This window comes from Pantoea sp. E956-1, assembly GCF_982223955.1.
This window is the reverse complement of record NZ_CEUYZP010000001.1, coordinates 72,869-91,527: the sequence shown is the minus strand read 5'-3', so window position 1 is coordinate 91,527 and position 18,659 is coordinate 72,869. Positions and strand designations below refer to the sequence as shown.

Annotated in this window: 14 protein-coding genes; 2 read left to right on the top strand and 12 right to left on the bottom strand. The window is 59.4% G+C overall.

Features of this window, described 5'->3' with window-relative positions:
• Window positions 1-171: 171 nt before the first annotated feature.
• The 6 genes from AC0T7J_RS00450 to AC0T7J_RS00425 all read right to left on the bottom strand — a co-directional run bounded on the left by AC0T7J_RS00450 (window position 172) and on the right by AC0T7J_RS00425 (window position 6,264).
• Complete coding sequence (locus AC0T7J_RS00450; protein WP_473791389.1) at window positions 172-969, bottom strand: glucose 1-dehydrogenase; 798 nt, start codon at window positions 967-969, stop codon at window positions 172-174.
• A gap of 11 nt (window positions 970-980) precedes the next feature.
• Window positions 981-2,048, bottom strand: a complete 1,068-nt coding sequence (locus tag AC0T7J_RS00445; RefSeq protein WP_473791388.1) for an ABC transporter permease — start codon at window positions 2,046-2,048, stop codon at window positions 981-983.
• Between the two features lie 227 nt (window positions 2,049-2,275).
• Entirely contained in the window at window positions 2,276-3,808 is a 1,533-nt protein-coding gene (locus AC0T7J_RS00440; protein WP_473791385.1) for a sugar ABC transporter ATP-binding protein, read from the bottom strand.
• Window positions 3,809-3,818: 10 nt separating this feature from the next.
• Window positions 3,819-4,430, bottom strand: a complete 612-nt coding sequence (locus AC0T7J_RS00435) for a DUF2291 family protein (RefSeq protein WP_473793144.1) — start codon at window positions 4,428-4,430, stop codon at window positions 3,819-3,821.
• Window positions 4,431-4,475: 45 nt separating this feature from the next.
• Window positions 4,476-5,411, bottom strand: coding sequence for a D-ribose ABC transporter substrate-binding protein (locus AC0T7J_RS00430; RefSeq protein ID WP_010670004.1), 936 nt, complete (start codon window positions 5,409-5,411; stop codon window positions 4,476-4,478).
• A 55-nt stretch (window positions 5,412-5,466) separates the two neighbouring features.
• Window positions 5,467-6,264 (bottom strand): GolD/DthD family dehydrogenase, encoded by a 798-nt coding sequence (locus tag AC0T7J_RS00425; protein WP_473791383.1) that lies wholly within the window; start codon window positions 6,262-6,264, stop codon window positions 5,467-5,469.
• 352 nt (window positions 6,265-6,616) lie between these two features.
• Between AC0T7J_RS00425 and AC0T7J_RS00420 the strand changes: the two genes are divergently transcribed.
• Both AC0T7J_RS00420 and AC0T7J_RS00415 read left to right on the top strand, forming a co-directional pair.
• Window positions 6,617-7,444 (top strand): DeoR/GlpR family DNA-binding transcription regulator, encoded by an 828-nt coding sequence (locus AC0T7J_RS00420; protein WP_473791381.1) that lies wholly within the window; start codon window positions 6,617-6,619, stop codon window positions 7,442-7,444.
• Between the two features lie 94 nt (window positions 7,445-7,538).
• Complete coding sequence (locus tag AC0T7J_RS00415) at window positions 7,539-7,892, top strand: DUF6404 family protein (protein ID WP_473791379.1); 354 nt, start codon at window positions 7,539-7,541, stop codon at window positions 7,890-7,892.
• Window positions 7,893-8,139: 247 nt separating this feature from the next.
• On the opposite strand, the gene cobA is transcribed toward AC0T7J_RS00415, so the two are convergent.
• From cobA to AC0T7J_RS00385, 6 genes are read right to left on the bottom strand one after another with little or no spacing between them, the layout of a single operon-like run.
• On the bottom strand, window positions 8,140-8,955 hold the full coding sequence (cobA, locus tag AC0T7J_RS00410) for a uroporphyrinogen-III C-methyltransferase (protein WP_473791377.1): 816 nt from the start codon (window positions 8,953-8,955) through the stop codon (window positions 8,140-8,142).
• Window positions 8,955-11,573, bottom strand: a complete 2,619-nt coding sequence (locus AC0T7J_RS00405; RefSeq protein ID WP_473791375.1) for a nitrate reductase — start codon at window positions 11,571-11,573, stop codon at window positions 8,955-8,957. Before AC0T7J_RS00405 ends, cobA begins: the two co-directional genes overlap by 1 nt.
• Window positions 11,570-15,634, bottom strand: coding sequence for a nitrite reductase large subunit NirB (gene nirB / locus AC0T7J_RS00400; RefSeq protein ID WP_473791373.1), 4,065 nt, complete (start codon window positions 15,632-15,634; stop codon window positions 11,570-11,572). The genes AC0T7J_RS00405 and nirB overlap by 4 nt, the downstream gene beginning before the upstream one ends.
• Before the next feature lie 10 nt (window positions 15,635-15,644).
• On the bottom strand, window positions 15,645-16,433 hold the full coding sequence (locus AC0T7J_RS00395) for an ABC transporter ATP-binding protein (protein ID WP_473791372.1): 789 nt from the start codon (window positions 16,431-16,433) through the stop codon (window positions 15,645-15,647).
• A 10-nt stretch (window positions 16,434-16,443) separates the two neighbouring features.
• The gene (gene ntrB, locus AC0T7J_RS00390; protein ID WP_473791371.1) at window positions 16,444-17,316 is read right to left on the bottom strand and encodes a nitrate ABC transporter permease; all 873 of its coding nucleotides are present in this window, start codon (window positions 17,314-17,316) and stop codon (window positions 16,444-16,446) included.
• Window positions 17,317-17,327: 11 nt separating this feature from the next.
• Window positions 17,328-18,578, bottom strand: coding sequence for a CmpA/NrtA family ABC transporter substrate-binding protein (locus AC0T7J_RS00385; RefSeq protein WP_473793142.1), 1,251 nt, complete (start codon window positions 18,576-18,578; stop codon window positions 17,328-17,330).
• Window positions 18,579-18,659 lie beyond the last annotated feature (81 nt).

Below are 18,659 nucleotides of genomic sequence, written 5' to 3'. Positions count from 1 at the left end.
CCCGGCACATTGATTAGTTCGTCGCTGCAATTAAAGAAAAATCATCAGCTATTACCTTAACATATTGTGACGGCGATGCAGGACAGCAGCGGCGAATTGTGCATATACCAGAAAATTCCGGGCCAGAAAAAGGCCTGCTTTTACAGCAGGTCTGAGGCGAAAAGGCCTCCGTCAGGAGAAGATTAATCCGCCATCCACATTGATGGTCTGCCCGGTGATGTAGCGCGCATCGTCTGATGCCAGAAACGCCACCAGTCCGGCGACATCTTCTGGCTGACCGGCACGCTTCAGCGGAATATTTTTCACCCACTCCGCCATAAGCTCCCCTTTACCGTAGGTTTTCTCCTCGCTGCTGAGGATCTCGCCCCAGACGCGATCGTTGTAATCCCACATCTCACTTTCGATGATGCCGGGACAAAAAGCGTTGACCGTAATGTTCCACGGCGCCAGCTCCAGCGCCAGACTCTGGGTTATGCCAATCACCCCCATTTTGCTGGCGGCGTAGTGCGGCGTATAGATAAAGCCCTGCCGTCCCTGCCCCGATGAGGTGTTGATCAGGCTGCCGCTGCGCTGCTGCACCATATACTTTGCCGCTTCACGGCAGCAGAGCCAGACGCCGGTGGTGTTAACCGCCAGAATCCGCTCAAAGTCGCTCTTCGGCATGGTGTCAAAGCGGTCGATGGTGATCACGCCCGCATTCTGTATCGAGACGTCAATCTGACCAAAGCGTTCAAAAGCCTGCTGATAGAGCTGCTGCACCGCGGCTTCATCCGTGACATCAACCTGCAGCGCCAGAATCTCACTGCCATACTGCTGCTGAAGCTGGTCGGCTGTAGCGAACACCCGGTCAGCATTCGACACCATCACCAGCCTGGCGCCGTCGCGGGCGAAACGCGCCGCGATCCCGGCCCCGATGCCACGACAGGCACCGGTAATCACCACTGTTTTTCCACGTTGTTCGCGGCTCATAATCGCTCCTGTTAACTGTGACGAACATCATTAAGGGGGGCTGCCTGCTGCTTTTTTTCATGGCGACGCAGCAGCACCACTTTGCTTTGCAGACGTTGCTGAAACTGGTCGATGACCACCGCAGTCACAATCACCAGCCCTTTGATTACCATCTGCCAGAAATCGCTGACGCCCATCATCACCATGCCATCCGCCAGGAAGACGATAACGAAAGCGCCAATAATCGAGCCGGAAACCCGGCCACGTCCACCCGCGAGCGCCGTGCCGCCCAGTACGGTGGCACCAATGGCGTCCATCTCAAACATGTTGCCGGTCATCGGGTGCGCGGTCTGCAACTGAGAGGCCACCACCAGCCCGACGAGCCCGGCACAGAGGCCGGAAAAAGCGTAGACAAAGACTTTCACCTTGATAATCGGCACACCCGCCAGTCGCGCGGCGGACTCATTGCCGCCAATGGCATAGATATAACGACCCAGCGGGGTTTTGCGCGTCAGGTAGAGGCCGAGCAATAAAAAGCCGAGCATCAGCCAGATCGGCAGATAAACCCCCAGTACAGTGCCGGAGCCAAGCAGAGCAAAGCCGGTGTTGCCCAGCGCGGGCACGCCCACCAGGTTGGCGTAGGTGCCGCCGTCGTTGAACAGCAATGCCGCCCCGCGCGCCACATACATCATGCCCAGAGTGCAGATAAAGGGTGCGACGCCCAGTCGGGTGATCACCGTGCCGTTAATCAACCCCACCAGCACGCCAAAGATGGCCACGACCAGAATCACTTCAGGCACGTTGAGGAACAGCGTATTGCCGCCCCACAACGGGATGCCATTGGTGAGCAGTGCGCCCGCCACCATGCCGCAGATCCCGGCGACCGCACCCACCGAGAGATCGATACCGCCGGTCAGGATCACCAGCGTCATACCAATCGCCAGCAGGCCGGTAATCGCCACGTGCTGCGTCATGATCAGCAGGTTAGAGGGGGTGAGAAAATTCGGCACCATCACGCTGAAAAAGCCGACCACAATCAGCAACGCAATAAAGGTGCGCGCCTTCAGCAGGTACATATAGAGCAGATATTTTTGGTTCATGACATTCTCCGGCCAGCTTAAGCCCTGGCGCGCCAGGTGAAATTCTTGCAGGCAGTCTGGACACGGACAGCGCGGAACAACCGGCACGTACACGCAGTACGCGAGGATTATTCACTGTGCTCGCCCCTTCAGGGCCGCTCTGACGGGCGTTCAGGTTGTTAAAGCAGCCTGTGTGACCACTGCCCAGGTTCAGACTGACAAATAAAATAGCCTGATGGATCAGGCTGTTAATCCTGCGGGGTTGATGCCGCAATCAGATGTTCTCGCGTTGCCGCTGCGCGCGGCAGATCGGCAGTAATCCGGCCATCGGCCATCACTAAAATGCGGTCCGCCAGCGCCATCACCTCATCCAGTTCAGACGAGGAGAACATCACTGCCAGCCCCTGCTGTGCCAGACTGCCAATCAGGTGATAGACGTCGGTTTTGGCACCCACGTCGATGCCGCGAGTGGGTTCATCCAGCAGCACCACCTGCGGCCCGGTCATCAGCGCTTTACCCAGCACCACCTTCTGCTGATTACCGCCGCTCAGCGCCGTAACCGGCAGATCGGGATCGCTGACTTTGATCGCCAGATGGCCGATCATCTCACTGACCCGCTGCTGCTCCCGGGCAGGATTTAACAGCCCCAGCGCACGGCGAAAACCGCGCAGGCTGAAGTCAGAGAGCGTCATGTTGGCGGTGACCGACATCAGTTCAATCACCCCTTCGCCTTTGCGATCTTCGGGCACCAGCGCTATGCCACTTTTCAGCCGCTGCTGAAAGCTGCGTTTCGCCAGATCCCGGCCCGCCAGCCGAACCCGGCCCGACTGACAGGGCATCAGGCCAATCAGCCCCTTAAACAGCTCGGTGCGTCCGGCCCCCAGCAGGCCATAAATGCCGATCACCTCGCCTTTGCGCAGCGTAAAACTGACGTTATTGAGCTTGTAACCGCCGTTCTGATGCAGCGCGGTCAGGCCCTCTACCTCCAGCACCGTTTCACCCTGTGGCGCAGGCTGATAGTCGAACTGCTTTTTCTTGTCACCCACCATCTGGGCGATAATCCACGGCACGCTGGCGTCCCGCACCTCGCGCTCACTGATAAAACGGCCATCGCGGAAAATGGTGATGTGATCGCCAATCTCCATCAGCTCTTCCAGCCGGTGAGAGATGTAGATAATGGTGACCCCACGCCGCTTAAGCTGATCGATGACGTTAAACAGCACTTTCACTTCAGACTGGCTCAGGGCGCTGGTCGGTTCATCCATGATCAGCACCCGGGTATCCTTCGACAGCGCCCGGGCGATCTCCACCAGCTGCTGATGACCAATACCCAGCTCACCCAGCGGCGCGTAAGGATCGACATCCAGCTGCAGCCGCTCCAGCAGCGACTTCGCCAGCGCGTACTGATACTTTTCATTGATCACGCCGCGCTGGAAAAACTCGTTGGCGATAAAGATGTTGTCCATCACATTCATGTTGGGAAACAGATTCAGCTCCTGAAAAATGATGCTGATCCCCTGCTTCTCCGCCTGATGCGTGGAGCTCAGCGACACCACCTTGCCATCCAGCAGAATCTCGCCCGACGACGGCGTCTCCACCCCTGCCAGCATCTTCATCATGGTGGACTTACCGGCACCGTTCTCACCGATCAGCACGTTGACTTTATTGCGGTAGACCCGATAACTGACCTGATCGAGAGCGGTCACGCCGGGATAAAGACGCGACACGTTGCGCGTTTCGATAATCACGTCGCCGGACGGTTGCGGTTGAGGATTTTGCATCTGCCTCTCCTTATTGCCGGGTGATCGCAGCCGGCGTGATATCCGGCAGCTGCTGCGGAATGTCCCAGCTGCTGAACACGCCGGAAACCTTCACTTTATCGCCCACCTTCGGCGCAAACTGCTGCATCAGAGTGGAGGCGTGCTGGTTGATCGCCTTACCGTAATCACCAAACAGCACCTGATCATTAAAGTCCTGATAGCTGACGCCTTTGTAGACATCCCGCAAAGCGGTGCCACGAATGATTGGCCCGACCTGAATAGTGACACTGTCACCTGATTCATCTTTCACGGTCATCTTTCCGCTGCGTGACGTGGTATTCACGGCGGTCACCTCGCCGCTGACCGAGACGCTGAAGACACAGGGATTCTCAGCCTGACTGCGATAGCCGTAGCTCTGACAGGCACTGTCAAAGTCTTTGGCAGACTGCAGCGACTTCATCAGCGTCGCCAGCGGTTTAGCCTCTGCCTGAACCTGTGGCACCAGCTTCTGCTGCCAGAGCTGGTCGATGTTCGCCATTTTCGGATTGGGGGGATTTTTCAGGGCAGCCAGCTCCTGCTGCGACACAATTTTGCAGCCGCTTAACAGCAAGACCACCAGCGTCAGCCAGACTCTTCGGGACATCATCTTCTCCCTGGCGCCCGCTTGCGCAGGCGCGACAGCGTTTAATTACGACTTGTAGTTAAAGTCCTGTACACCTTTAGCGTTTTCCGGGGTAATCAGAATGCCGCGGAACATCACCCGCTGTTTTTCCGGCTTCACGCCCTTCTGAATGAAGTTATCGAGATCGGTCACCCCTTCAGCGGCAATCGCCTGCGCCTGCAACATCACCGTGGCTTTCAGCGTGCCCGCTTTCACCGCATCGCGTTCGTCGTTGCTGCCATCAATGCCCACCACGATCACATCGTTGCGACCAGCCGCTTTCAGCGCAGCAATGGCACCCAGCGCCACCGGGCCGTTACCGCAAATCACTCCTTTCACATCCGGATGTGCCTGCAGGATGCTGTCCATAATGCGCTTGCCGTCGATCAGGGTGCCTTTGGCATCCTGACGCGCCACGCTCTGCATATCAGGATACTGATCCAGCACCTGATGGAACGATTTCGAGCGTGTCACGCAGTTGTTGTCCGCCAGGTTACAGGCGAGTTCGGCGTATTTGCCTTTTTCGCCCATCTTTTCAACAAAGACGTTGGCAACGTCCGAACCCGCCTGGAAGTTGTTGTGGGTGATCTGCGCCAGCGCCACGTCATCCACCGGGATTTCGCGGTTGATCAGCACCACCGGAATTCCGGCATCTTTGGCTTTTTTAATCGCCGCCACGCTGGCGGTAGAGTCGGCGTTATCCAGCACAATACCCTGCACTTTTTTACCAATAGCGGCGTCGATCAGTTCGCTCTGCTTCTTCACATCTTCGCCGTGCGACAGCACCGTCGTTTTGTAACCCAGTTCCTGCGCTTTGAGATTGGCGCCTTTGGCTTCGGAGGCGTAGTAGGGATTATCGAGTGAGTTAACCAGAATCATAATGGTGCCCTTTTCGGCGGCAAACGCCGCCTGCGAAACCAGACAGGCAGCCACGGCAGTGCACAGCAAGGTACGGTTTTTCATGATGTTCTCTCTTATCGTTATGGCAGGGTATGAATTCCCGGGTGCTGGATTAGCCTTACCAGATGGTAAAGCCCCCATCGATCATCAAATCGGCGCCGGTGATCATGTCGCTGCCGTTGCTGGCGAAAAACAGCACCGCGGCGGCGATCTCATCGGTATAGGCAAAGCGACCGAGCGGAATCAGCTTCTTCATCTGCTCGCCCTTCTCGCCGCGCCAGGCCTTTTCGCCCATCGGTGTCAGCACTACGGTAGGCGACAGGGTATTAACGTTGATACGATGCGGAGCAAACTCTTTGGCCATCACTTTGGTCATGCCCAGCAGGCCCGCTTTGGCTGAGGTGTAGGCGACATGGTTGTCGATAGCGATGGAGGCCGCCTGGGAGGCGATATTAATAATTTTGCCGCCCGCTCCGGCTCGGATCATCAGCCGTGCGGCGGCCTGCGAGCAGAGAAAAGGCCCGGTGAGATTTACCGCAATCTGCTTCTGCCACTCGGCAAAATCGGTTTCGATCACCGGCTGCAGCATCACATAGCCTGCGCAGTTCACCAGGATATCGATTCGGCCATAGTGGGAAACCACATCGTCAAAAGCCTGTTCAACCGACGCGGGATCGGTAACGTCACAGCAGACAAATTGCACCCGCTCGACGGGGAAATCTGCCTTCAGGCTGGCAACCTTCTCTGCTTCAAACGGCGGATAGAGTAATGCCAGACTCGCGCCCTTCTCCAGCAACATGCCATTGGTCGCCATCGCGATACCGCCCAGCCCACCGGTCACAACGGCCACTTTGCCGGCCAGATTCATTGCGGTATCCACGCCGTAGCGCAGGTTTACGTCATATTCACCACTCATCCCACTCTTCCCCTCAGATTTTTGCCGATGCCGCTGACTCATTCATTTTCGAACAAAAATATAAGCTATCGAAAAGAAACGTTGTGTGGAGCAGATCAAATTTCGACCATCTGCCCTGCAAAGCGGTTTATCTGATTGAAAAGACGTGATCTGCCTTCCAGTCCCGAAATAAAGGCAGCTGGCTGCAATCCGTAAAGCGTGCAAGATTCAATAACCTGCACATTTAATATTTTCGTTCGAAAATCAAATGCAGATCAGGCTATCTCGCATTCATAAAAATGGCGCGTTAAACTCAGCCACAAAGAGCTTGTTCGCCCGACTTCTCAGGTTATTGGAAAAGGGAGCATTTCGATTGAAAAGCAAAAGTGAGCAGTTCGCTGACATGCAGCAACGCCGCGAGAAAATTCTGGAGATGATCCGTGAGGATGGCACGGTCACGGTTAAAGCTTTAACGGAGACCTTTGGACTGACTGAAGCCACCTTACGCAGCGACCTGCGCATGCTGCAAAAACAGGGCTTTGTACAGCGCTACCACGGTGGCGCGACGCTGATGACGGGCAAACAGAATACCGGGGCGATGCTGCTGGAGCGGCAGACGCATCTGGAAGAGAAAGAGGCGATTGGCCGACTGGCGGCGCAGCATATCGAAAATGGCGACACGGTGATTTTCGATTCCGGCACCACGACCACCGCAATCACCGATGCCATCAGCCATATCCGCCGGCTGTCAGTCGTGACGACCGCGGTGAATATCGCTCTGAAACTGGGCGGCGAGCCGGGGATCAACATCCTGCTGACCGGCGGTACCTTTAAATTTCCGACGCTCTCGACTTCCGGCGAAAAAGCGGCCAGCTTCTTCGAAAACGTGCTGGCCGGGAAACTCTTTCTGGCGACCGCCTGCATCTCGCCGCGTCTGGGCCTGAGCTTCCCCAGTGAAACTGACATCAAGGTAAAGCTGGCGATGATCAAATCTGCCAGCACGGTTTACGTGGTCGCTGACTCCAGCAAAATCGACAAGGTTTCGATGTTCGCGCTGCCCTGTGACTGGAGCAATATCCACTACCTGATCACCGACAGCGGCATCAGCACTGCGCAGGTCAAAGCGTTTGAAGCACTAGGCGTGAAAGTGCTGGTGGCCCCGCTGCCGCTGAAGCGGGCGATGTCATGCCTGTTGAAATAACATCGATTCAGCCACTCGCTGTCATCAGACAGCCACAGGATTAAGTTACGCTCCAGAGCTAATGCTAAGCAGGGATGTAACGGATGATAAAACGATGAAAAACGAAATTTTCGAGCGCAGGAAAGCGCGGGCTTTAGCCTTGATGGCAGAAAAAGGAATTTGGCGGAGTCACTCTGCTCCGCCCTTACATCGTTTGTTATGGAAAATGAATATCCATCTTCCGCCCCCGGGTTTTACGCCGTTCTGGCTCAATCTTGTGGTGTCTGGCAGCATGTACACGCTGATGATGCCACTGCTGCTCTTATTGCCTTCTCTTCCGGGCGTGTCTGACGACAATTATTCGCTGATACCCAATCTGATCGCAGGTCTGTTCTTCGGTACGACAATGGCACTGTTTCACGCATATCGAAAAAAAGTTCACAACCTGCCTGCGTGGGAGCAGCTTTAACGCCAGCTAAAGCTCCGTCGTCTTTTATACAGTTCACCTGCACGATGGTGCCTCCACTGTAAGCACGCACCATCGTTAATCGTGCAGGTAAGGCCTGCCTGAAGAGCAAAGTGTGCGAGCCATGGATGGCGAGCCCAGTCCGCAGGGATGCGGGATCCCTTTGCGATCAGGCAGGCCTTTCCTGCACGCCGCGCCGTCTTGCCACATCGTTCCTGCCTGCCAGCAAAAGCCCGCACCTGCAGCCCCGTCACCCCACCGCCTGCACCTGCATCCCCACCTGCAAATCCGCCCGATAAAACCGCACCACTTCACCCACCATCAGCAACGACGGTGACACCGGCTTATCCCGCGCCACCGTCTCAGCCAGTCCACCCAGCGTGGTAATCAACACCCGCTGATCGGGACGGGTCCCATTCTCAATAATCGCCACTGGCGTCTCCGCATCACGTCCCTGCGCCTGCAACTGCGCACTGATTGACGCACTCCAGCTCAACCCCATATAAAACACCAGCGTCTGATTCACCGCCGACAGTGCAGCCGCCTCCAGCTGCGGCTCGCCGTTCCGCCCATGCCCGGTAATCAACCGCAAAGACTGCGCGCAATCCCGATGCGTCAACGGAATCCCGCTGGCTGCCGCACAGCCCACGGCCGCCGTAATCCCCGGCACAACCTCACAGCGAATCCCGGCCTGCTGCACGCTCACCATCTCCTCGCCTCCGCGACCAAAAACAAACGGATCGCCGCCCTTCAGCCGGATCACATTGCGTCCACTGCGCGCCAGTTCCACCAGCAACTGATTAATCTGCGCCTGCTTCAGACCATGCTGCCCCGGCTGCTTACCCACATCGATACACAACGCCTGCTCCGGCACCTCCGCCATCACCGCGTCACTCACCAGCCGGTCATATACCACCACCTCAGCCCGCTGCAGCAAACGCAACGCCTTAACGGTCAGCAGTTGCACATCGCCAGGGCCCGCACCCACCAGCCACACCGCGCCCTGTTGCGATACGGCTTCCACCGGGGCCAGTAACTTATCCAGAGAATCAATTGCTCGTGTCATCATTCCTCCGACATCACTTCGGACAGCAACAACTGCTTCAGCTCCGGAATACAGGAGCCGCACTGCGTGCCGCACTTCAGCTTTTCGCCCAACGCCTGAGTCGTACGACACCCCTGCGCCACCGCCTGCAAAATCGTCTGCTCACCCACCGCCATGCAACTGCAAATAATCCGTCCCGTGGCCCCACCCTGCGCGGCCTGTCCTGCCAGTACACTGTGCCGCCCTGCTGCATCCTGCGGCGCATGACTAAAGGCCTCGGCGACCCACGCGCTATCAATCGACGGCAACACGAAGCCGGCATAAAACGCCAGCTGCAACTCGCCGTCACGCCATGCCAGCAACCGGTAATCATTGCCGCTGCCGGTCGCAACCTGCCTGTGACAGCCTGAAAGAACAGCCTGCCCGTCCAGCCAGACCTGCGGCGAACCCTCGCCCGCTACCGCATAACGCTGCACCGCCGGATAGGGGGTACGCGCCCAGTAACGTAATCCTGTGGGCTGTGCTACCTCGCGCTGCCACAGCCAGCCCTGCCAGCTCACCGTCAGCGGCATAATCCGTACCGGCGTCTGCTTCAGCGCGGGCTGCCCCGAAAACGGACAGGCACGGGCGGCCACCAGCAAATCGACGTGACTCTGCTGACTGAACTGCCGGTTCCAGTGCATCGGCACAAACAACTCGCCGCGCCGCATCCCGGCATCGACACGCACCCGCACGCTAATCCAGCCCTGAACAGACTGCACTCGCGCCAGTCCGCCCGCCGTCACGCCATACCTTGCTGCGTCAGCCGGATGCAGCGAGACAAACGGTTCATCGCAATGCTGCATCAGACGCGGCACCAGCCCGGTACGCGTCATGGTGTGCCACTGATCGCGCACCCGTCCGGTATTCATCAACAACGGATACGACGGTTCACGCGGGGCGACAACGGGCGTGGCTGGCACCCGCAACCGGGCCTTACCATCCGGATGAAAAAACCGACGATTGCCAAACAGCCGGGCGCAGCCCTGCGGACAGGCAGCGTTAACCGGCCACTGCACCGGACGCAGCGCATCCCAGTCAGCGTTACTCAATTGTGCCAGGCCGCTGATATCAAACGCCCGATCGCCCCGGTTCTCGAAACCTGACAGCGCCGCATGCTCACGGAAAATCTCTGCCGGATGCTGCCAGTTAAAGCCTTCATCAAACCCTAAACGCTGGGCCACCTGCGACAGCAACCACCAGTCAGGCCGGGCGTCACCGGGTGCGGCAGCAAAAGCGCGCTGACGTGAAATACGCCGCTCGGAATTGGTCACCGTGCCGTTCTTCTCGCCCCATCCCTGGGCGGGCAGCAGAATATCGGCAAAGGCGCTGGTATCGGTCTGCGCCATCACATCCGACACAATCACCAGCGGACAGGCCGCCAGCGCCTGCGCAACGCGGTTACCCTCCGGCATCGACACCGCCGGATTGGTGCCCATAATCCACACTGCTTTCACCGTGCCATCCATCAGTGCCCGGAAAAGATCCAGCGCAGTCAGTCCCGGTTCACGGGCAATCGCCGGACTGTGCCAGAAACGTTGCACCCGATCGCAATCCACTTCAGTAAAATTCATGTGCGCCGCCAGCTGATTCGCCAGGCCGCCCACCTCCCGTCCGCCCATGGCATTTGGCTGTCCGGTCAGCGAAAAAGGACCACAGCCCGCGCGGCCTATTTTGCCCGTCAGCAGATGCAGATTAAGAATCGCCTGGTTATTATCGCTGCCGGTGGCGGACTGATTAATCCCCATGCACCACAGCGTCAGCACCCGATCGTGCTGGCTGAACAGCTGGAAAAAGTGCGCGACCTGCTGCACGGTTAAGTCACATGCCTCCGCCACCCGCGCCACATCCCACTGCGCCGCGGCGGTCAGCGTCTCGTCCACGCCATTCAGGTGCGGCAACATGCTGGTATCAATACCATTCTGCTGGGCCAGCCAGTGCAGCAGACCGGAAAACAGTGCCGAATCGCTGCCGGGCCGAACCGGCAGGTGAAGATCGGCCTGATCGCAACTTGCCGTGCGCCGCGGATCGATGACCACAATACACATCGCCGGACGTTGCAGCTTCGCCTGCATCAGTCGCTGCCACACCACCGGATGCGCCCAGGCCGCATTAGACCCCACCAGCAGCACCAGGTCGGCCTGTTCCAGATCCTCATAGCAGCAGGGCACCGCGTCGGCCCCCAGCGCACACTTATACCCGACCACCGCTGACGCCATACAAAGCCGCGAATTAGTATCGATGTTGGCCGCACCGATGTAGCCTTTCATCAGCTTATTGGCGACGTAGTAATCCTCGGTCAGCAGCTGGCCGGAGCCGTAAAACGCCACCGCCTGCGGGCCATACTGATCGATCACCGCCCGCAATCCCGCCGCCGCCGCATCCAGCGCTGCGTCCAGGCTGACGCGCTGCCCGTTAACCTCGGCGTTCAGCAAACGCCCCTGCGGGGTCAGCGTCTCGCCCAGCGCTGCGCCTTTGACGCACAACCGACCTGCATTCGCGGGATGGTGCGGATCGCCAATTACGGTTGCCTGATGCGCCCCCTGCGGGGTGACGCAGACGCCACAGCCGACGCCACAATAGGGACAGGTGCTGTTCATGATGCCTGCGCCAGCTGATCCAGCGGACGATTTGCCAGCCAGATCTGACCCGCTTCCAGCTTCACCGGCCAGCAGCGCAGCTGATGCTGCGGGTTATCCAGGCTCTGTCCGTCACGCAACCGTATCCGCTGCTTATAGAGCGGAGAGATCACCACTGGCTCGCCCCCGACATCGCCAAGAATCCCTCGTGAGAGCACGCTGGCGTCGCTGCCAGGTTCGCGATCTTCCAGCGCAAAGAGCGCATCACCAAAGCGGAACAGCGCAACACGTTCGCTACCCAGTCGCGCCCCAATCCCCGCCTCTGGCGGAATTGCCTCCAGCGCGCAGATGGCGCTCCACGGCTCGGCGGGCATCTGCAGCAGCGGACGAGCGACCACGGCCTCCGGCTGGCGCTGATCACGCACCCGACTGTAGTGCAGCGATTCATCAGGCTGGTCGCTGTTGACCGTTGGCGTAAACAACGCCAGTCGCGACGGGTCCGCCAGCGTGGTTTGCCACTCGCACTGGTACGCGTCCACTACCCGCTGCATCTCCTGCTCCAGCGTCTCGCCCAGCCCGAGGCTATCCTCAATCACCACCTGACGCAGATAGTCCAGACCGCCTTCCAGATTGTCCATCCAGACGCTGGTGCGCTGCAGCCGGTCTGCGGTGCGGATATAGAACATCAGCAGGCGGTCGACATAACGCAGCAGCGTGGCATCATCAAGATCGCTGGCGAACAGGTCGGCGTGGCGCGGCTTCATGCCGCCATTGCCACACACATAAAGATTCCAGCCCTTTTCCGTGGCGATCACCCCGATATCTTTGCTCTGCGCTTCCGCACACTCACGGGTACAGCCCGAAACGGCCATCTTGATCTTGTGTGGGGCACGCAGCCCTTTGTAGCGGTTCTCCAGCGCGATGGCGAAAGCGGTTGAATCCTGCACGCCGTAGCGGCACCAGGTCGAACCGACACAGGACTTCACAGTACGCAGCGACTTGCCGTAGGCGTGACCGGTTTCAAAACCCGCCGCCAGCAGCGTCTGCCAGATATCAGGCAGTTGATCGAGCCGCGCGCCAAACAGGTCGATACGCTGACCGCCGGTGATTTTAGTGTAGAGATCGTAACGCGCCGCCACCTCGCCAATGGCGATCAGCCCCTGCGGCGTGATTTCGCCCGCCGGGACGCGCGGCACCACCGAATAGGTGCCATCTTTCTGGATATTGGCGAAATAGCGATCGTTGGTGTCCTGCAACGGCAGATGCGCCGGTTTTAGCAGATAGTCGTTCCAGCATGAGGCGAGCAGTGACGCCACCAGCGGTTTGCACACTTCACAACCCTGTCCCCGCCCATGCGACGCCAGCAGCGCATCAAAAGTTCTGAACTCACCGGCCCGCACCAGGTGATACAGCTCCTGGCGCGAGTAGCTGAAATGGTCGCAGATATCTTTTTTGACCTCGACACCGAGGTTTTCCAGCTGAAACTCCATCACCTGTTTTACCAGCGCCGCGCAGCCGCCGCAGCCCGTGGCCGCTTTGGTGCAGCTTTTGATGCTGCTCATCTCACCGCATCCGCCTTTCACCGCCGCGCAGATATCGCCCTTGCTGACGTTGTGACAGGAGCAGACCTGGGCGCTATCAGGCAACGCCGCGACGCCTGGCGCTTTCGGCGCACCGGCCAGTGCAGGCAGGATCAGGCTTTCGGGCGCGGTGGGCAGCGGTAACTCATTCAGCATCATCTGCAGCAGCGTGGCGTAGTCGCTGCTGTCACCGACCAGCACGCCGCCCAGCAGCCGGGTGCTGTCGGCAGAAACCACGATTTTCTTGTAGATACCTTTTGGCCCGTCGGTCCAGTGATAGTGCTGGCTGCCCGGCGTGCGACCATGCGCGTCACCAAATGACGCCACCTCCACGCCCAGCAGTTTCAGTCTGGTACTCATGTCCGCGCCGCTGAAGGCGGTGGGTTCAGCCGCCAGATGCCCGGCCAGCACCCGCGCCATCTGATAACCCGGCGCGACCAGGCCAAAGATCTGGCTGTTCCACAGCGCGCATTCACCAATGGCAAACACCGCTTCATCGCTGGTCTGGCAGCGATCGTTGATCTCAATGCCACCGCGCGGTCCCAGTGTCAGGCCCGCTTCACGTGCCAGCTCATCACGTGGCCGGATACCGGCGGAGAACAGCACCAGATCGCCGGGTAAACTGCTGCCGTCAGCAAAGCGCAGCACCACGCTGCCATCGGTCTGACGCTCAATCAGTTCGGTCTGTTTTGAGGTGTGAACCGTGACGCCCAGCGTATCGATCTTCTGGCGCAGCATCAGCGCACCACCCTCATCGAGCTGCACCGCCATCAGGCGTGGCGCAAACTCCACCACGTGAGTTTCCAGCCCGAGCTGCTGCAGCGCATTCGCCGCCTCCAGACCCAGCAGGCCACCGCCAATCACGATGCCGCGCTGGCTATTGCGGGCGCAGGCGGCAATGGCATCGAGGTCATCCAGCGTGCGGTAGACAAAGCAGCGTTCGTCGTCGTGGCCCGGCACCGGCGGGACAAACGCGCGCGAGCCGGTGGCCAGCACCAGCTTATCCCACGCCAGTTCATTACCCGCGCTGTCACGCAGACTGCGCTGCTGACGGTCGATTGCCACGACTGCGCAGCCGCTGCGCAGTTCGATACCGTGCAGGGTAAAGAAGTCCGTGCTGACCAGCGACAGATCGTCAGCCGTTTTGCCGTTAAAATAGTCCGACAGATGAACCCGATCGTAAGCCTGCTGACGCTCCTCGCCGTAAACCACGATGTGATAGTGCTGATGCAGTTGCCGGGCAACCAGCTGTTCAAGAAAGTGGTGACTGACCATGCCGTGACCCACCACGGCTAATACCGGTTTACTCATCTCAGGACTCTCTGCAGCCTGCGGCTGCGGTTCAGGTTGATCGTGATCGAACAGGGCTTCGAGCGTGACAGGTTCGGTACGCTGCAGACGCGCCAGCAGCGCGGGGCCCTGACGGGTGTCGCCAGAGAGCAGCACGCCACAGAGACGGCCCTGGCGGAGAAACAGACGGCGGTAATCGCCAGAGATCGAATCAAAACTGCTGATAGAGGGTGACTCACTGACATCCCCGGCGCTGAACAGCGAAATACCGCTGACTTTGAGCCGCGTCGCCTGCGGCTGGCTGACGAAATCTGCAAGGGGCGACCCCGCCAGCTGCGCAGCCAGAATCTGCGCCTGCGTCAGGCACGGTGCCACCAGGCCAAAGGTTTCGCCGGCAATTTCGCAGCACTCGCCTACGGCATACACCGACGGGACCGCTGTGCGTAACTGCCCATCGACCAGAATGCCGCGCTGACACGGCAGCCCCGTCGCCTGCGCCAGCGTTATCGCCGGCTGAACGCCGATGGCAATCACCACCTGCGTGGCGGCGCAGTGACGACCGCTGGTCAGCGTCACACCCGCCTCGTCAATCGCCGTGAGTCCGCTGTTCAGCACGCAGCGGATACCGCGCTTTTCCAGCGCCGTCAGCAACAGCTCGCCCGCCTTTGCATCCAGCTGGCGATCCAGCAGCCAGGGCTTGTGATGCACCAGCGTGACCTCTCTTCCACGGGCACAGAGTGCCGCCGCCGCTTCAATGCCGAGAAAGCCGCCGCCCAATATCACCACCGGTCCCTGGCCCGTCAGGAGTTGCCGGACGTCGGCAATACTGCGAAAACCCAGTACGCAATCCGCGTTGATGCCGGGAATAGCGGGCAAACGGGGCTGTGAACCGGTGGCAAACACCAGTCGATCCCAGCCCAGCTGGCGATAATCGGTCTGCACTGTATGCGCCGCCAGATCGACCTGCAGCACGGTTTCGCCGGTCAGCAGCGTGACGCCGTGCCGCTGGTACCAGTCGCGATCGTGGATCAGTGTTTCACTGAACGGTGTTTCACCCGCCAGCACCGGCGACAGCAGCACACGGTTGTAGTTGCCGTGCGGCTCGCGGCCAATGACCGTGATGGCGAAGCGCTGTGGCGCACGTTGCAGCAGGCTCTCCACCATCTGCATTCCCGCCATGCCATTACCTATCACCAGCAACCGTTGCTTCATGGTCTGTTCCTTACGCCGCAGTGGTCTGTTTTTCATAGAGGAAATGCAGCACTTTCTGTCGCAACTGGTGGTAGCGCGGCTCATCCGCCAGCGCCACCCGCGAACGCGGACGCGGCAGATCGACAGTGAGGATCTCGCCAACCTGCGCCGCCGGGCCGTTAGTCATCATCAGCACCCGATCTGACAGCAGCACGGCTTCATCCACGTCATGGGTAATCAGCACGATGGTGGTGTTCAGCTCCTGCTGAATGCGCATCACGCTGTCCTGCAGATGGGCGCGGGTTAAGGCGTCCAGCGCGCCAAACGGCTCATCCAGCAGCAGCACGCGCGGCTTCATCGCCAGTGCCCGCGCAATACCGACGCGCTGCTTCATGCCGCCGGAGATTTCGCCGGGCCGCTTGTGCATGGCGTGGCTCATCTGCACCCGGTTAAGGTTGTGCTCGATCCAGTCACGCATCTCCGCTTTGCTGAAGCGCCCTTTAAACACCTGTTGCACCGCCAGCTCGACGTTCTGAAATGCCGTCAGCCACGGCAGTAGCGAATGGTTCTGAAACACCACCGCGCGCTCCGGGCCGGGGCCGGTAATTTCGCGGTTGTCACACAGCAGCACGCCGCTGCTGGGCCGTGTTAACCCGGCAATCAGGTTCAGCAGCGTCGATTTGCCGCAGCCGGAGTGGCCAATCAGGCTCAGGGTTTCCCCTTCGTGAATATCAAAACTGACATTGTCCAGCGCCAGAAACTCGCCGCTGGCGGTGTTAAAACGCTGGCTGACCTGCTGAACGCGTATGATCTGTTGCATGGTGCTCTCCCTATTTATCCCAGCTAAAACGACGGACCAGCAGCATCAGGCCCTGTTCCAGCAGCAGCCCGATTACGCCGATGACCAGAATGGCGACCAGAATGTTTTCCACGTTGAGGTTGTTCCACTCGTTCCAGATCCAGAAGCCGATGCCCAGTCCGCCGGTCAGCATTTCAGCGGCGACGATCACCAGCCAGGCGATGCCGATAGAGAGACGGACCCCGGTCAGCACCGCGGGCAGCACGGCGGGCAGCAGGATCCGGCGCATCACCGTCCATTCAGAGAGCTGTAACACCCGCGCCACGTTGAGGTAATCCTGCGGGATACGCTGTACCCCTTCGGCGGTGTTAATGATCATTGGCCAGATCGAACAGATAAAAATGGTCCAGCTGGCGGCAGGCTCGGCGCGCTGAAACAGCAGCAGGCCAATCGGCAGCCAGGCCAGCGGACTCACCGGCCGCAGCAGGGCGATAATCGGATTGAACATTCGCGCCATAAAGGGAAAGCGACCGATTAAAAAGCCCGCCGGAACGCCGACCAGCGCGGCCAGACCGAATCCAATGCCAACGCGTTGAAGCGACGCCAGCACATTCCAGCCGATGCCCTGATCGTTAGGCCCATTGCTGTAGAACGGGTCAGCAAACAAGACCTGAGCAGCCTGCCAGGTGGCGTAAGGCGCAGGAAAACCCGGTTGCGACAGCGCCGCTATCTGCCACACCAGCAGCATTAATAACAGGCCTCCGGTGGCGGGAATGGCGCGCTGCAACAGCGGACGCAGACGCGCCGGACGGGCAGCGGCTTTCGGGGTGATCTGTAACGGAATAACGGTGGCACTGTTGTGACTCTGCACCGGCTGCGCCAGGGCGCGCGCGTCAGTTTTCATAGCAACCTCTCTTAACGTTTGATGGCGAAACTGGCGGCGTAGGCGGCAGGATTGCTGCCGTCCCAGATCTTGCCGTCGATTAGGGTGCTGCTGCGCATCTCACTGGCGGGCAGTGCAACCTGCCCGACTGCGCTGGCGGCCTGTTTGTAGATGTCGATGCGGTTGATCTGGCGCGCCACCGCGAGATAGTCGGGATCGCTGGCAAGCAGGCCCCAGCGTTTCATCTGGGTCAGGAACCACATGCCGTCTGAGAGCCAGGGAAAACTGACGTTGCCGTTGTCAAAAAAGCGCATCGGGTGGGCGTCCTGCCACGACCGCCCCAGGCCGTTCTGATACTGACCGAGCATCCGCCCCTGTAACGTTTCTACTTTGGTATTGATCCAGGCGCGACCGGCTAACACCTGTGCAGTTTCGCGGCGGTTGTCGTCCGAGGCATCAATCCAGCGCGCTGCCTCCAGCACAGCGGCGGTGAGTGCACGGGCCGTGTTGGGGTTCTCTTTAACCCACTCCGCGCGGGTGCCAAGCACTTTTTCCGGGTGCTCCGGCCAGATCTGCTGGCTGGTGGCGGCGGTAAAACCGATGTTGTCGCTGATGGCGCGCTGGTTCCATGGCTCGCCGACGCAGAAGCCACTCATGTTGCCAATTTTCATGTTCATCACCATCTGGGGCGGCGGCACGACCACGGTGCGCACGTCATCAAACGGGTGAATGCCCGCATTGGCCAGCCAGTAGTAGAGCCACATGGCATGGGTGCTGGTCGGAAAGGTATGGGCGAAGGTAAAGCTGCCTTTAGCGCTGCCATCAATGGCCTTTTTCAGGCTGGCCGCATCGGTGACCCCACTGGCTTTCAGCTGGTTCGACAGGGTGATCGCCTGCCCGTTATGGTTGAGCGTCATCAGGTTCGCCATGTCGTGCTGCGGACCCGCTACACCCAGTTGCAGGGCGTAGATCATGCCGTAGAGCACATGTGCCGCATCCAGTTCACCGGAAGTCAGTTTGTCGCGCACTGCCGCCCAGCTCGCCTCTTTGCTGACCTGCAACGTCAGGCCATACTTTTTATCGAAGCCTTTCACTGAGGCCATCACCACCGGCGCGCAGTCAGTGAGCGGGATAAAGCCGACCCGCACCTGTGCTTTTTCTGGCGCATCCGATCCCGCTGCCCAGACCGCATTTCGTAACCCCGGAACGATCCAGGCCGCACCCAGCGCGGCACCGGAGATCAGTGCCTGACGTCGTGTCAGTGAAAATGGCGTTTTGCTCATCATGTTGCCCCTGAACAGAAATAAAAAAAGGCGTCCTCCGACAAGCCGAAGCCTGCGGATGGACGCCTTTATCCAAAGCAC

Coding starts and splice junctions, on each gene's coding strand:
- AC0T7J_RS00450 (WP_473791389.1), bottom strand. CDS start 969: ATGAGCCGCGAACAACGTGGAAAAACAGTGGTGATTACCGGTGCCTGT.
- AC0T7J_RS00445 (WP_473791388.1), bottom strand. CDS start 2,048: ATGAACCAAAAATATCTGCTCTATATGTACCTGCTGAAGGCGCGCACC.
- AC0T7J_RS00440 (WP_473791385.1), bottom strand. CDS start 3,808: ATGCAAAATCCTCAACCGCAACCGTCCGGCGACGTGATTATCGAAACG.
- AC0T7J_RS00435 (WP_473793144.1), bottom strand. CDS start 4,430: ATGTCCCGAAGAGTCTGGCTGACGCTGGTGGTCTTGCTGTTAAGCGGC.
- AC0T7J_RS00430 (WP_010670004.1), bottom strand. CDS start 5,411: ATGAAAAACCGTACCTTGCTGTGCACTGCCGTGGCTGCCTGTCTGGTT.
- AC0T7J_RS00425 (WP_473791383.1), bottom strand. CDS start 6,264: ATGAGTGGTGAATATGACGTAAACCTGCGCTACGGCGTGGATACCGCA.
- AC0T7J_RS00415 (WP_473791379.1), top strand. CDS start 7,539: ATGAAAAACGAAATTTTCGAGCGCAGGAAAGCGCGGGCTTTAGCCTTG.
- cobA (WP_473791377.1), bottom strand. CDS start 8,955: ATGACACGAGCAATTGATTCTCTGGATAAGTTACTGGCCCCGGTGGAA.
- AC0T7J_RS00405 (WP_473791375.1), bottom strand. CDS start 11,573: ATGAACAGCACCTGTCCCTATTGTGGCGTCGGCTGTGGCGTCTGCGTC.
- nirB (WP_473791373.1), bottom strand. CDS start 15,634: ATGAAGCAACGGTTGCTGGTGATAGGTAATGGCATGGCGGGAATGCAG.
- AC0T7J_RS00395 (WP_473791372.1), bottom strand. CDS start 16,433: ATGCAACAGATCATACGCGTTCAGCAGGTCAGCCAGCGTTTTAACACC.
- ntrB (WP_473791371.1), bottom strand. CDS start 17,316: ATGAAAACTGACGCGCGCGCCCTGGCGCAGCCGGTGCAGAGTCACAAC.
- AC0T7J_RS00385 (WP_473793142.1), bottom strand. CDS start 18,578: ATGAGCAAAACGCCATTTTCACTGACACGACGTCAGGCACTGATCTCC.